Source organism: Stenotrophomonas sp. 71799_Sma, from assembly GCF_056482505.1.
Map to the genome: position 1 here is coordinate 1,726,478 of NZ_CM151202.1, position 14,991 is coordinate 1,741,468.

The window sequence follows — 14,991 nt, forward strand, 5'->3', positions numbered from 1 at the left end:
ATCCGGGATCGTTCTACTACCCCTGTGTGACAGCGGTCTGACATGGTGCGAGGTCGGCCATTCAGCGAGTGGCTTGCAGCACACGCCGTGGGCGAGCAGCATTGACCGTGCTGCGCCCCACAACGCCTCACGCAGAGCCTTCTTCGCCGAATGGAGCAACGTATGAAGCTGTTGTCCGCTGTGTTGTTGTCTGCGCTTTCATTCCCCGCCGTTCCGGCGCTGGCAGTGGAGGCGTCTCCTTCACCGCTGTTGGGGCGCTGGTCGCTGGATATCGCTACGTCTGCGTTGCCCGAGGCGCAGCGCCCGAAGCAGGTGGTGCTGGAGTTCAAGGACGCCGGTGCGGGGCGTTGGAGTTCACATGTGGACATCGTCCTGCACGACGGCAAGACCATGAAATCCGACGGCACGCTGGCCTTGGATGGCACGCCGGGCGCCCTGTCAGGCACCTACGGTGCGGACAAGGCGAACCTGAAACTGCCGGCGCCGAACACGCTGGTGATGCAGCTGGTGGACCACGGCACGCCGGCCTCCACCCGTATCTATACCGTCGCGGCCGACCGCTCGACGATGACCGAGACCAAGGCGTTCTACGGCCACGACGGTACGCCGATCCTGCAGACCAATCTGTTCAAGCGAATGCCCTAGCGTTGCCGCCGGCACCACGCCCGTAGAACGGGCGTGGTGAATGCAGCAGCCTTACACCGCAGCCGGGTCGCGCTTGCCGGTGTCGATGCCGTACTTGTCGATGGCGTCCTGCATCCGCGCGCGCTCGATGCGGCCTTCGTCGGCCAGCGACTTCAGGGCGGCCAGCACGATGAAGTGGCGATCCACTTCGAAGAACGTGCGCAGCGACTCACGCGTGTCGGAGCGCCCGAAGCCATCGGTGCCGAGCGCGGTGAAGCGGCGGTCGTTGATGAAGGGACGGATCTGGTCGCCGACGATCTTCATGTAGTCGGTGGCCACCACCACCGGGCCTTCATGGCCCTGCAGGCACTGCTGCAGGTAGGGCACGCGGGGCTCCTCGGCCGGATGCAGCAGGTTCCAGCGCTCGGCGGCCAGGCCATCGCGGCGCAGTTCGGTCAGGCTGGTCGCGCTCCACACATCGCTGGCGATGCCGAAGTCCTGCTGCAGCAGTTCTGCCGCGGCTCCCACTTCGCGCAGGATCGAACCGCTGCCCATCAGCTGCACGCGTGGCTGCGAGTCGCTGTCGGTGGCCGCCGGGTGCAGCAGGTACAGGCCCTTCAGGATCCCAGCCTCGGCGCCCTCGGGGAGTGCCGGCTGCGGGTAGTTCTCGTTGAGCACGGTGATGTAGTAGTAGATGTCTTCCTGCTCGACGTACATGCGGCGCAGGCCGTCGTGGATGATCACCGCCAGCTCGTAGTTGTAGGTCGGGTCGTAGGACACGCAGCTCGGGATCACCGACGACAGCACGTGGCTGTGGCCGTCATCGTGCTGCAGGCCTTCGCCCATCAGCGTGGTGCGGCCGGAGGTGGCGCCGAGCAGGAAGCCGCGGGTGCGCGCATCGGCGGCGGCCCAGGCCAGGTCGCCGACGCGTTGCAGGCCGAACATCGAATAGAAGATGTAGAACGGAATCGTCGCCAGCCCGTGGTTGCTGTAGGCGGTACCGGCGGCGATCCACGAACAGATCGCACCGGATTCGTTGATGCCTTCCTGCAGGATCTGGCCGTCCTTCGCTTCCTTGTAGTAGCTCAGCTGGCCGGCATCCTGCGGGGTATACAGCTGGCCCAGGTAGGAGTGAATGCCGATCTGGCGGAACAGGCCTTCCATGCCGAAGGTGCGCGATTCATCGGGCACGATCGGAATGACCAGCTTGCCCAGCTCCGCGTCCTTCAGCAGGCTGGTGAGGATGCGCACGAAGCCCATGGTGGTGGATTGGCCGCGATCGCCGCTGCCCTGCAGCTGGGTGTTGAAGATCGACAGCGGCGGCAGCGGCAGCGGATCGACCTTGGCCAGGCGCGCGGGCAGTTGCCCGCCCTGGATGCGGCGGCGCTCGGCGAAGTAGATGGCTTCGGCGCTGCCCGGTTCCGGGCGCAGGTACGGCATGTCCTCCAGCTGGTCGTCGCTGACCGGCAGGTTGAAGCGGTCACGGAAGGCGCGCACCGCGTCGGCGCTCATCTTCTTCAGCTGGTGGTTGATGTTCTGGCCTTCACCGGCTTCACCCATGCCGAAACCCTTGACCGTCTTGGCCAGGATCACGGTGGGCCGGCCGCTGGTGTTCACTGCTTGCTGATAGGCAGCGAACACCTTCTGCGGATCATGGCCACCACGCGCCAGCGCCCAGATGTCGTCGTCGCTCATGTGCGCGACCAGCTCCAGCAGTTCGGGGTAACGGCCGAAGAAGTGCTCGCGTACGTAGGCACCGTTCTGCGACTTGAAGGTCTGGTAGTCGCCGTCCACGCATTCCATCATGCGCTGGCGCAGCAGGCCGCTGTGGTCGCGGGCGAGCAGGTCGTCCCAGCCGCTGCCCCAGATCAGCTTGATCACGTTCCAGCCGGCCGCGCGGAAGGTGCCTTCCAGTTCCTGGATGACCTTGGCGTTGCCGCGCACCGGACCGTCCAGGCGCTGCAGGTTGCAGTTGACCACGAACACGATGTTGTCCAGCCGCTCGCGACCGGCCAGGGAAATTGCCGCCAGCGATTCGGGCTGATCCATCTCGCCGTCGCCGAGGAAGGCCCAGACCTTGCGGCCCTGGTGTTCTTTCAGACCGCGATACTCGAGGTAACGCATGTAGCGCGCCTGGTAGGCGGCGGTCAGCGGCCCCAGCCCCATCGACACGGTGGGGAACTGCCAGAACTCCGGCATCAGGCGAGGGTGCGGATACGAGGACAGACCTTCGCGGCCCGCTTCGCGGCGGAAGTTGTCCATCCGCGCCGGATCGATGCGGCCTTCCACATAGGCGCGTCCGTAGATGCCTGGCGCTGAATGACCCTGGATGTAGATCATGTCGCCGTCGAAGGTGTCGGTGCGGCCTCGGAAGAAATGATCGAAACCCACGTCGTACAGCACTGCCGCCGACTGGTAGGTGGCGATGTGGCCGCCGACGTTGGAATGCTTTCCGGCACGCAGCACCATCACCATCGCATTCCAGCGGATCATCGCGTTCAGGCGGCGCTCGATGGCCAGGTCACCCGGGTAGGCCGGCTGGCGCTCGGGCGGGATGGTGTTGACGTAGGCGGTCCAGGCACGGGTATGCAGGTCGCCATGCTGCTGGGCGTCCAGCTCGCTCAGCTGGTCGATCAGGTAGTGCGCGCGCGGCCGGCCACCGGCCTGCATCACCGCCTCCAGCGATTCACGCCACTCGCGGGTTTCCAGCGGGTCGGTATCGAAGGGGATCAGGGCTTGGTTCATGACTGTCTCCAGAGGGCGCCGGTCGGACTTCTGCCTGGGCGACAACACCGGCAGGGCGCACAGCACTGGAGCGGGGTCGCAACGGCGGGGCCGTGACGCGAAGGGCGACCGTGGCGGTCACCGAGAAGGCAAGCGTAGGCCCGGCCTCCCGGCTTCGATAGGCGGGCCCGGCTTGGGTCTCTGGCAAGCAAGGGTTGGCACGGCGCGCCGTATCATGGGCGGGCGTGCTGGGTGCGGCCGCTGATCAGGCCGGGGACAGGCCCGGGAAGAACATCGGGATGACCGCCACGCCGATGCCCAGCAGGCACCAGGCCACAACCGGCAGCCAACCTGCGAGCTGCTGGCAGCGTTCCGGCAAGCGGCGTCCTCCGATCCACAGCAGCAGGGTGAGCAGGCCGAGCGCGTAGGCGAGGGCGACGACCATCGGATGCACGTGGATGACCCGGCTGGGTGGCCACATCTGCTGCTGGTAGGCGGTGGTGTGTGCGACCAGCAGCAGGAACAGCAGGCTGCTGAGGGTGTTGATGGCGGTGCGGGCGTTCATTGCGGGGCACTCCTTGTGCCGGCTGCCGAAAACTGCAGGGGCGGCATTCTAGCGGCTGCCTGCCGGCAGTTGAAACGTCACTGTCATCGATGGCCGTCACCCTGCGGGGCTTTCCAGCCTCGGGGTGGTTGGCCGGCCGTGAACAGCGTGAGGATCTGGGAGAAGAGCTATGCGTTGCGGCGACGGCTGCTGCGTGGCTTCTTCCTGCGTCGCGGTTCTGCCAGCGAAGATGCCGAAGACCTGGCGCAGGAGGTTTACCTGCGCCTGCTGCGCAGCACCGGCGAGAATGCCGCAGCGATCGAGAACCCGGAAGCCTACCTGTTCGCCGTCGCGGCCAACCTGGCGCGTGAGCATGCACGCTCACGTTCGTCGCTGCCGCCGCTGGAAGACGTTGATCTACTGGCGGAAGTGCTGAAAAGCGAAGAAGACATCGAAGGCGAGTTCGAGCGCGCGCAGCGCTGGAACGATATCCGCAGCACCATCGCTCGGCTGCCGGCGACGACGCGGCGGGTGATGGAGCTGCACTACCGCGACGGGTTGGATTGCCCGGCAATCAGCCAGCAGCTGCAGGTGTCGGTGCACATGGTGCGCAAGCATATCGGCAAAGGGCTGGAAGCCTGCAGGAAGGCGCTGGGCGCCAGGGAGATCACATGAACTGGCATCCATTGCGTGAGGCCGACGACGAGATCGCCCGTGAGGCCGAGGACTGGTTCCTGCGCAATCGAGAGGGGAGTCTGGGCGAGGCCGAGCGCGCTGCGTTCCTGCACTGGATGAAGCGTTCGCCCGAACACGTGCGCGCCTATATGCACGCCCTCGCGCTGCACCGGCAGGTCGGTGAGGCACTGCAATCGCCATTGCCTGAAGAGGCGCAGGCGCCGCCACGGCAGGCGGCCGCCAAGGTGGTGCCGCTGTTCGGTAGCGCACCCGCCGCGTCGCGCGCTGTACCGCGTCGCGGCCGCGCGCGCCGGTGGGCGGTGGCTGCCGCAGCCTGTTTCGCCCTGCTCGGCGTGGGCCTGGTTCCGCAGTTGATGCCCACCGAACAGCTGTACAGCGCCGACCATGGTGAACTGCGCGACCTGGTGCTGCCTGACCAGACCCAGGTGCGGCTCAACGCGGACAGCCGCCTGCGGGTACGCATGGGCTGGTTCAGCCGCAAGGTGGAGCTGCTGCAGGGCGAGGCCACGTTCGACATCGCCCGCGACCGGCGCCCGTTCGAGGTGCAGGTGAACGGGTTGCAGATCCGTGACATCGGCACCGTGTTCGATGTCTCGCGGCGGCTGCAGGGCACGCGCATCGGCGTGGTCTCCGGCGAAGTGGAGGTGTGGAGCCAGGGCAGGGATGCAACGCGTCTTGCGCAGCTGGGCGAAGGCCGGGTGGTGGAGGTCGACGCGCGCAGCCATGTGGTGGAGTCGCTGGATGTGCCATTGTCGATGTTGCTGGACTGGCAGCAACGCAAAGTGTCGTTCCTTGATGAGCGGCTGGATGAAGTGGCTGCCGCCTTCAACCGCCACAACCAGGTGCAGGTGCGGGTGCTGGACGAGGGCGCGGCATCGGCAAGGCTTTCCGGCAGCCTGGATGCGCATCGCATTGGGGCGCTGCAGGCATTCCTCGAACGCGATCCGCGCTTTGTCGTCCGTCGCGAAGGCGATACGGTGCGGGTCGGCAGTCGCTGAAGGCGACGTGGCCATGCACTGTCAGAAAAGATTCATCGAATCCGCGTTCTCCACTTCGGTGGAAGCGGGCTCTTACTTGGGAGAAGCCGCTGTCGAATCGCTCAGCGGCACCTGCTGCTTTCTCTCTTCCAAGGACCCGTGATGCGTAACACGCTCTACCTGTCGATCATCCTCGCCCTGTCTCCCTGCAGCGTGCCGGTGGCGGCGGCCGCCACTGCGGATGGCCTCGAGGCCCGTGTGTCGGCGCCGATCGCGGCGCAGCCGCTGGCGCGTGCGCTGGAGCAGTTGTCGCGCAGTTCGGGCGTACAGTTCCTGTATTCGGGCAGCGGTGAAGCGCGCATGGCCGGGGCGGTGCCGCGGGGTGCGACCGTCAAGCAGGCACTGGACGCGTTGCTTGCAGGGACCGGCCTGGGCTACACCGTGGTGGACGGCAACGTCATCGCCATTGATCCGGCGCCCGCACGCAACGAACCGAAGCCGGCCGCGCCGAAGCCGCGCGAGGCCGAGGCGGTGGTGGCGCCGACCCTGGGCACGGTGAAGGTGATTGCCGCGCATGAGGTGATCGACCAGAAGAAGACCTCGCCGGTGATCAAGGATTCGGTGGTCTACGACGAGATGGACAGCTACGGCGACGAAACCCTGGCCGAGAGCCTGATGGCCGCGCCGGGGCTGAGCGCGGTGGAAGACGCTGGCGAGCCGCGTTACGTCACGGTACGTGGCGTGCAGGCCAACCTCAACTACACGACCATCGATGGCATCGCGATTGCCAGCGTGGGCGGCAGTGGTTCGGGCGAGCGCATGAACAACCTGCAGCTGATTCCCAGCGACATCGGTACCCGCACCGATATCTACAAGAGCTTCAGTGCCGAGCAGGCGCCGGATGCCATCGGCGGCGTGATCGACATCATCAGCCGCAGTGCCTTCGACCGGTCCGGCAAGTATGTGTTCGCCGATGTGGCCGGTATCTACTCTACTGCCGAGACCAACGTCGAGCGCAGCGCTGGTGGCAACCACCAGACCCTGGGTCACTTCGGCAAGAGCGCCAAGGTGGTGTTCTCCAACCAGTTCGGTGCCGACCAGGAATTCGGCATCGTTGCGGTGGCCCGCTATGAGCAGCGTTCGCGCAATAGCGTCAAGCGCTGGGTGGAGTCGAACTACTACTACAACGACGCCGGCAAGTACCTCACCGACGGCACCACTGGGCCGGACGAGGCCAAGGGCTGGAACGGGCTGCGTGCGCCCGGCAATTTCAGCACCGGCACCTACACCAACTTCATCACCAACTTCGGTGGCTCGGCCAAGCTGGAATGGAAACCGTCGGACGATCCGTTCTACGCGTCGCTGCTGCTGTACTCGTACCGGTTCTACGAGAACTCGACGATGAACAAGACCGATCTGTATGGCAACGCCAAGTTTCCGATCCGCAACCAGACCGATGACAGCGGCACCACCCAGATCAACAGCATCTACATCAAGAACCGGCATGATCGTTGGGATCGCAGCAACCGCGGCGCCATCGCCAGTTTCAACTGGGACATTGGTGACCGTTCGCGGTTGACCCTGCGTGGCGGCCACACCGAAGAAACTTTCCACAACAGCCAGGTCTACTGGGGCGTGCGCGCTTATCCGAGCAACCTGTTCGTCGACTACGAGAACGACAGTCACGGCTTCCCCAACGCGGTGGCGGTGTCCGATTCCAGCCTGTTGACCAGCTCGGCCTTCAAGCTCAACCCGGCACAGGCCTATGTCTCGCCGCGTGATGCCAAGGAGAGCATCGACAACCTGCGCGCCGACTTCAGCTACAACATTGATGCCGATGCGCGCGGCTTCGGCCTGGCCGCCGGCGCCGAATACCGCCATCTGAAGATCTGGCAGGACATCGACTTCGACTACTTCAAGAGCAGTGCCACGCTCAACGATTACCTGTATCCGGGTTCGACGCTGCTGGGCAGCGTGCCGGGCTTCCCGCTGATCGACAACCGCAAGTGGAACGAGGAACTGCTGCCGAAACTGGGCAACAACAATGCGGCGTATCCAAATGCCAACTTCACCAGCGACTACAAGTACGTGGAGGACATCACCAATGCCTACGTGTCCGCACACTACGCCTGGGACCGACTGCTGCTGATCGGCGGCCTGCGCTACGACCACACCCGCTTCGATGCCTACAGCCCATTCAGCGATGATGGCGGCACTACGTATACCTCTGCCTTCCGCAATACGAGCGGTGGCTACAACAACCTGCTGCCTTCATTGAATGCGACGTTCAAGTTGAGCGAGGACCAGCGCCTGCGCTTCTCCGCCAGCCGCACGCTGGGCCGGCCGACACCCAGCAACATCGCCCAGGCCACCAGCACCAGCTGTGGTGATGACGAGGAGGGCAGGGGCTTCTGCACCATCAAGCAGGGCAACGCCAACCTGCAGCCGCGCCGTTCCACCAACATCGACCTGGCGTGGGACCTGTACTTCAACGGCAACAACGGCCTGGTCTCGGTGGCACTGTTCGACAAGGTGATCAAGGACGACATCTACACCCTGACCACCTTCGAGAACGTGGGTGACACGCGCTACCGGGTCACCCAGCCGATGAACACCGATGAGTCCAGGCTGCGCGGCGTCGAGTTCGCGGTCGCCAATCGCAACCTGCAGTGGGGCCGTCAGCGCTTCGACATGTACTTCAACGCCACGCGGCTGGAAGGCCAGACCAACTACCGCATCAGTGATGGCACCGAACGCCGCCTGGACCGCCTGCTGTACCAGCCGGACTGGTCGCTCAATGGGTCGGTGATCTGGCGCATGCCGTGGAAGAGCGCACAGCTGCGCCTGTCCGGTACCTACCGCAGCCGGATGCTGGTCGACTTCGGTGATACCCAGTGGCTGGACTCGTACTACGACCCATACATGACCTTCAACTTGGCCTTCAGCCACAAGGTCAGCAAGCACGTGACGCTGAAGTACGAGGCCAAGAACCTGTTCAACACGCAGCCGACCTACAGCACTGGTCCCAATGGTCGCTTCCGCACCGAGATCGACGACTACGGCCGCTTCTTCTACTTCCACATCATCTACAACTGAGGGCGCATCCGTGGATACGATCAATCGCAGGCGATTCCTGGCCCTGGCCGGTCTGTCCGCCGCCGGCGCCTGGATGGGCACGGCACGGGCGCTGGCCGCGCAGACCGATTCCACCGCGCTGAACCCGCGCAACCTGCTGGCATCGCCGCGGTTCGCCAGTACACCGTTCACCCTGGGCGTGGCCTCGGGTGATTCTTCGGCCGATGGCATGGTGCTGTGGACACGGCTGGCGACCGAGCCGCTGGTGTTCGGCGGTGGCATGCCGACCCGGCCGATGGTGGTCGAATGGCAGCTGGCGGCGGACGAGGGCATGCGCAAGGTGGTACGCCAGGGTTCGGCGATGGCGCATCCCGAACTCGGCCACGCTGTGCACGTGGAGCTGGGTGGGTTGGCGCCCGCACGGCCTTACTGGTACCGCTTCACCGTAGGCGGCCACGCCAGTGCGGTCGGTTGCACCCGCACGCTGCCCGCAGCCACGGCCGCAGTGGATCGCGTGCGCTTTGCGGTGGCCGGTTGCCAGCACTACGAAGAAGGCCACTACACCGCGTGGCGGCGCATTGCCGAGGAATCGCTGGATTTCGTTTTCCACTACGGTGATTACATCTACGAAGGCGAAAGCCAGCCGGGCCTGCGGAGAATGAACGGCCAGCCGTTCACCAACCTGCGCAATCATGTCGGGCCGCAGACCTACACGCTGGACGACTACCGTCGCCGCTACGCCCAGTACAAGAGCGATGCCGACCTGCAGGCCGCGCATGCGTCGGCGCCGTGGTTCGTCACCTTCGATGACCACGAAGTGGACAACAACTGGGCCAGCGCCGAAGACCAGGACGATACGCCCAGCGAAGTGTTCCTGCTGCGCCGCGCACAGGCGTTCCAGGCCTACTACGAGAACATGCCACTGCGCCGATCGGCATTCCCGCGCGATGGCCACATGCAGATGTACCGGCGTGCACGCTACGGCACGCTGATGGACCTGCACCTGCTCGACACCCGCCAGTACCGCAGCAAGCAGGTGAACATGGCGCTGCGTGAGGAGGTGGAATCGTCGGAGCGCAGCATTGTGGGGGCGAAGCAGGAGCGCTGGCTGTTCGATGGCCTGGCCGATGCCGCGCCGCGCTGGCACACCATCGCCCACCAGGTGGCACTGGGCAACTACATGCGCGAGAAGGACGGCGTGGTGCAGTCGTCCGATGACCAGTGGTCGGGTTATCTGGACAGCCGCCGGCGCCTGCTCGACCACATCCAGAAGGTGGGCTTCGGCAACGTGGTGACGGCGTGTGGCGACGCGCACCGGCATTACGCCAGCGACCTGGTGCAGGACCATCGTGATTCGGGCGTGGTCTCCAGTGAGTTCCTTGCCACTTCGATTACTTCCGGCGCCGATGGCCAGGGTGTGGATGCATATGCCGAGAACCAGCTGCGGCACAGCCCTTATCTGAGGGCGACCACCGACAAGCGTGGCTATGTGCTGTGCGATGTCACCCGTGATGCGTGGATCGGCGACATGAAGACGCTGGATACCGTGATGCAGCCGAACGGAACGGTGCAGAGCTGGAAGCGCTACGCGGTGGAACACGGCCGGCCGGGGTTGCAGGAGGCCTGATCAGCCAGCACCACTGTAGAGTCGGGCCATGCTCGACTGCTTTTCGATCGTTCTTCGATCATTGACCGGAAAAAGCAGTCGAGCATGGCTCGACTCTACAAGGGCGGAGCGGCTCAATCGTGCTCGAAGCGCAGTGGTTCGCTGCCCATCGCCGGGTCACTGGTGCCAGGACGCCCATCCTCGGCGCGGCCCGCCAGGCGCAGCACACTCTCACCGGCGTTGACCTGCAGGTCATACCAGCCGGCGGTAGGCGTTGCATCCCACGCCAACGAAGTCTCTGCATGCGCCGGCAGTGCCAGCGTCTGCTCGGGCATGTGCCCGGCATAGGCACCGGCATGCACGCGCAGCTGCTGTGCGGTATCGCTGAGATTGCGCAGGTGCAGCCGCAGCTGGCCGTCGGCGCGCTCGACCGACGCCTGCACAACGGGTCCTTTGGCAGCGCCCTGGAAGTGACGGTGGAAGCCGTTCGGGCCCAGCAGCCAAAGGTCGTAGCGACCGTGCACATCCAGCGGCCAGCGCTCCCGCAGTGGCGTGCCCGGTACCAGTGTATAGCGGCGTGGCACTGCACCCAGCCGCAGCCGATCGTAGACATGCAGGACCGCTGCCGCACCTTCGCAGGACAGCACCAGTTCCACGCCCGATGTGTCGATCGCGGCAATCGATGCCTGCGGCCGATAGGGCAGGGCACGCGCCGGACGTACGCCACGCTCCTGTTGCGCCGGTTCCAGCCCCTCCGGCAACGCTGGCACGGTGCGTCCTGGCAGGGCGGCGGCACGTGCGGCCGCCGCGCTCACGTCGGGCAGGCCGCGTACGAACGGACGGGTATCGCGCTGGGCGAAGTCGAAGGCGTTGCTCAGGTCTCCGCAGACCGCACGGCGCCAGGGTGAGATATCCGGTGCGGCCACGCCGAAGCGGCGTTCGATCAGCCGTATGACCGAGGTGTGGTCGTACACCTGCGAATCGACCCAGCCACCGCGGCTCCAGGGCGAGATCACGTACAGCGGCACGCGCGGGCCCAGCCCATAGGGGCGGCCGCGCAGCTCGGCGGCGTCGTACTTCTCGTCACCCGGCGCCGGATGACGGTGGTACTCGCCTTCGGTACTGATCGAAGACGCACCCGCCCAGCCACCGTTTTCCAGTGAAGGCGGTGCCGGTGGTGGCATGTGGTCGAAGAAGCCGTCGTTCTCATCGAACATCAGCAGCAGGGCGGTGCGGCTCCACACCTCCGGATCGGCGGTCAGTGCATCCAGCACGCGTGCGGTATAGGCCGCGCCCTGGGCCGGGCTGGAGGGGCCGGGATGCTCGCTGCCGGCCGCGTCGGCGATGATGAAGCTGACCCGCGGCAGGCGCCCGTCGACCACGTCCTGGCGCAGTTGTGCCAGCCCACGCGAGCTGACCCCACGCGCGCGCAGCTGCGGGTCATGCCCCGGCGCAGCGCGGTAGGCCTGGCGGAACGCCTCGAAGCCGGCCAGCGGGTTGTCGGTGAAGTTGTCGGCCATGTCCTGGTAGATCTGCCAGGAGACGCCCGCCTTCTGCAGGCGTTCGACATAGCTGGTCCAGCGATACGACGCCGGATGCCCGCCGTGCTCGGGGAAGTTGTCGTGCGAGTTGGCGATCACCGGGCCGCCAGCACGCGCGTGTGCATCATTGTGACCGGTCCACAGGAACACCCGGTTCGGGTTGGTTCCGGCCTGCATCGCGCAGTGGTAGGCGTCGCAGATGGTGAAGGCATCGGCCAGTGCGAACTGGAAGGGCAGGTCGCTGCGCTGGAAGTAGCCCATCGAGTGGTTCTGCTTGGCCTTCGGCCATTGCCCCATGCGGCCGTGGTCCCAGGCGCGCTGTGCGTCCGGCCAGGTGTGCGGCGTGCCTTCCACGCGCATGTAGCCGAAGTGCGCAGCGGTATCCAGCGGGAACGGTGCGATCGCGCGCGTGCCGCTGGCATCGGGTTGCAGCCACAGGCTGCGCGTGCGGCCGCCGGTCTGCAGTGCCGGCGCGGGAGCCACGAAGCGATCGCCGAAACCCCGTACGCCCGGCAGCGTGCCGAAGTAGTGGTCGAACGAGCGGTTCTCCTGCATGAACACCACGATGTGCTGCAGGTCTTCGAGGCTGCGCGTCTGCGCGGCGGGGGCGATCGCTGCAGCCCGGGCGATGCTGGGCAGCAGCGGGGAAAGGCCGGCGGCAACGCCGGCCTGCAACAACCGGCGTCGGCCGATATCAGTCACGGGCTCACTCACAGGTCCACACGGAAGGAGATGCCGACAGTGCGCGGGGCGCCGATGAAGGCGTTGTCGCGGCCGTCCACCCCTGCAAGATACCGCTTGTCGGTGAGGTTGCTCACCACCAGGTTGGCACCCATGCCCTTCAGGCGCGGCGACAGGCCCTGCAGGTCGAAGCCGATGTTGGCGTTGAACACGGTGGCCGAAGGCAGCTTGTTGACGTTGGCGGCATCGAGGTAGCGCGTGCCCAGGTAGCGACCGGACAGGCCGAAGTTCCAGTTTTCGCCCTGCCAGTCGGCCGACAGCACCAGGGTCTGCTCGGGCTGGCCGATCACCTTGGCACCGTCGACGATGCCCAGCTGGGTATCACGTGCGGCATCGCCACTGCCCAGGTACTTGGAGCGGTTGTAGGTATAGGCGGCGTTGAGGCGCCAGCCATTGTCCCAGCCGTAGCCGAACGCCGCCTCCAGGCCGTTGCTTTCCACGCCACCGAAGTTCTCGTAGACACCGTCGGTCTCGCCCAGGTAGTCGATGCCGCTGACAAAGCCAGCCGGCAGGTAGACGATGCGATTGTCGAACTTGATGTTGTACAGGGTGACCGACGCGGTCAGCGGCCAGCGGCTGATGCGCATGCCGACTTCGATGTTGTCGGCGGTCTCCGGCTCGACGTTGCGGAAGCGCTGCGGGTCGGTCTCGCCGAGCACGCCGGAGGGAATGGCGGCGAAGTTCTGCGAGAAGCCAGCGAACAGCTCCATGCCTTCCACACCGGGCGCCCAGGTGAAGCCGGTGGACAGCAGCGGATCGGACTTGGAATCGGATTTGACGTGCTCGCTGGCACCGATCACGCGGCGGCGCGACTGGTCGACGAAGAACTGCTTCACGCCCAGGCGTGCGCTGAACGGCCCGAAGCGGGCCACGTCTTCGACGTAGTACATCTGCTCGTCGACCTTGTACTTGTCCTCGAACTGTACCCAGTAAGGCTGGTGGTCGAAGGCGATGTCCTGGCCTACGTTGAGCAGGCGATGCCAGTCGCGGCGCGCCGAGCGGTCCAGCTTTTCCACCCACAGACCGCCACGGATCGTGTTGTCGACCGCACCGAAGGTCTGCCGCCATTCGACGTCGGCGGTCACGCCCATGCGGTCGTTGTCGTAGTGGGTGTGGCGGTAGGACTGCGCGCCCAGCACGTTGCCGGCGTAGCAGTTCGGATCGTACTCGGCGGTGAAGCCCAGCCGTGGGGTGCAGCTGGCCAGGCGCTGCGCGGCGCTGCCATCGGGATTGACGAAGAAAATCTGGCCGCGGTTACTGCCGCCGTACACGGTCTTTCCACCGGTGTACTCCGACTCCGGGCGACCGGCACCATCATCGCTGACCTGCGCCAGGTAGGGGGGCAGCCAGTCGCCACGACCTTCCATGCGGTGCCCGTAAGCCGCCACCGAGGCCTTGAAGCCGTTGCCGCCGTCGAAGGCCGCGCGCAGGTAGCCGAAGGTGTTCTCGCGCAGCGCACGCGAGCCGGAACGGTAGTTCTGGTCCAGGTACGGAATGCCGGTGAGGGTGCCGACCAGGTTGTCGCGGTCCGGATTGGTGGCGAAGCCCTTCGGCGAGACGCTGGTGTACTCCGGCTCGTCGGCATCGTTGTAGGACAGGTAGCCGGTCAGCGTCCAGCGATCCAGCTCGGTGATGAACTTGCCGGCGATGTGGTCATTGCTGGTCTTGCCGCTGCCATCGATCCAGTCGTGCACACGTGCGGAAGAAGCGCTGACCCAGGCGCGGGTATGGCCGCCGAGCAGGCCGGTGTCGTAGCGCACGTAATACTTGCGCGCTTCGTTGTCACCGGCACCGACCACGAAACGCAGGCGGCTGTCCTGCAGCGGATCGCTGGTGAGGAAGTTCAGGGTGCCGCCGAGGGCTTCGTTCGAGCGCGAGGAGATATCGGCGGTGCCCTGGCTGACTTCCACTGTTTCCAGGTCCAGGGTATCGATGTAGCGGTTGGCCAGCGAACCGCCACCGTAGCCCGAGCCGCCATTGGGCAGGCCGTCGATGGTGGTCCCGATCTGCTGGGTGTCACGGTTGGTGACGAAGCCGCGCATGCTGATCTGCGTGCCCCACACCGACGAGCCGGTGGCATCGGCCTCGCTGACCACCACGCCGGGCACTTCGTTGAGCGCGTCGTTGACGCTGCTCATCACGGTCTGCCGGTTCAGTGTTTCCGCGCGCACCGAAGTCTTCGCGTAGCTGGTGGCCTGACCAATCACCTGTACCTGGTCGAGGGTACGCGCATCGCTGCTGCGCGCTTCGCCCGTATCGCCCTGCGGTGCTTCTGCGAGGGCGTCCAGGGCGGGGGCGATCAGCAGGGCCAGCAGCGAGACACGGGGAAAACGCGCAATCGTTCGCATCGAAACTGGACCTTCAGAGGGAGGAAACCCCGGAGTGTCGGCAGCGCCAATGACATCGGCATGACGTGGCAGCGCAGGAACGATGGCACTGTGGGGGCGGTCACGGCCTTCGGGT

9 protein-coding genes are annotated in these 14,991 nt (G+C 65.7%); 5 read left to right on the forward strand and 4 right to left on the reverse strand.

Going from position 1 to position 14,991, the window contains the following annotated elements; translation table 11 throughout:
* Positions 1-162: 162 nt before the first annotated feature.
* Positions 163-645: a LuxR family transcriptional regulator gene (locus ACZK4Z_RS08050; protein ID WP_121503747.1), complete on the forward strand. Its 483-nt coding sequence runs from the start codon at positions 163-165 to the stop codon at positions 643-645.
* Positions 646-696: 51 nt separating this feature from the next.
* On the opposite strand, the gene aceE is transcribed toward ACZK4Z_RS08050, so the two are convergent.
* Positions 697-3,369, reverse strand: coding sequence for a pyruvate dehydrogenase (acetyl-transferring), homodimeric type (gene aceE, locus ACZK4Z_RS08055; RefSeq protein ID WP_478451340.1), 2,673 nt, complete (start codon positions 3,367-3,369; stop codon positions 697-699).
* A gap of 244 nt (positions 3,370-3,613) precedes the next feature.
* A complete protein-coding gene (locus tag ACZK4Z_RS08060; RefSeq protein WP_088025618.1) occupies positions 3,614-3,913 on the reverse strand; it encodes a hypothetical protein in 300 nt (99 codons plus the stop codon).
* A gap of 138 nt (positions 3,914-4,051) precedes the next feature.
* On the opposite strand from ACZK4Z_RS08060, the gene ACZK4Z_RS08065 reads away from it, so the two are divergent.
* From ACZK4Z_RS08065 to ACZK4Z_RS08080, 4 genes are all read left to right on the forward strand, one after another.
* Positions 4,052-4,567 carry an RNA polymerase sigma factor gene (locus tag ACZK4Z_RS08065; protein WP_478451341.1) on the forward strand — a complete coding sequence of 172 codons (516 nt, stop codon included), beginning with the start codon at positions 4,052-4,054 and terminating at the stop codon, positions 4,565-4,567.
* Positions 4,564-5,586, forward strand: coding sequence for a FecR family protein (locus ACZK4Z_RS08070; protein ID WP_478451342.1), 1,023 nt, complete (start codon positions 4,564-4,566; stop codon positions 5,584-5,586). The genes ACZK4Z_RS08065 and ACZK4Z_RS08070 overlap by 4 nt, the downstream gene beginning before the upstream one ends.
* A 141-nt stretch (positions 5,587-5,727) precedes the next feature.
* Positions 5,728-8,661: a TonB-dependent receptor gene (locus tag ACZK4Z_RS08075; protein ID WP_478451343.1), complete on the forward strand. Its 2,934-nt coding sequence runs from the start codon at positions 5,728-5,730 to the stop codon at positions 8,659-8,661.
* 10 nt (positions 8,662-8,671) lie between these two features.
* Positions 8,672-10,267, forward strand: a complete 1,596-nt coding sequence (locus ACZK4Z_RS08080; protein WP_478451344.1) for an alkaline phosphatase D family protein — start codon at positions 8,672-8,674, stop codon at positions 10,265-10,267.
* Between the two features lie 113 nt (positions 10,268-10,380).
* Here the strand turns inward: ACZK4Z_RS08080 and ACZK4Z_RS08085 are convergent, their stop codons facing one another.
* Both ACZK4Z_RS08085 and ACZK4Z_RS08090 read right to left on the reverse strand, forming a co-directional pair.
* Complete coding sequence (locus tag ACZK4Z_RS08085; protein WP_478451346.1) at positions 10,381-12,489, reverse strand: phosphocholine-specific phospholipase C; 2,109 nt, start codon at positions 12,487-12,489, stop codon at positions 10,381-10,383.
* An 8-nt stretch (positions 12,490-12,497) separates the two neighbouring features.
* Positions 12,498-14,876, reverse strand: a complete 2,379-nt coding sequence (locus ACZK4Z_RS08090) for a TonB-dependent receptor (protein ID WP_478451348.1) — start codon at positions 14,874-14,876, stop codon at positions 12,498-12,500.
* Positions 14,877-14,991: the final 115 nt, after the last annotated feature.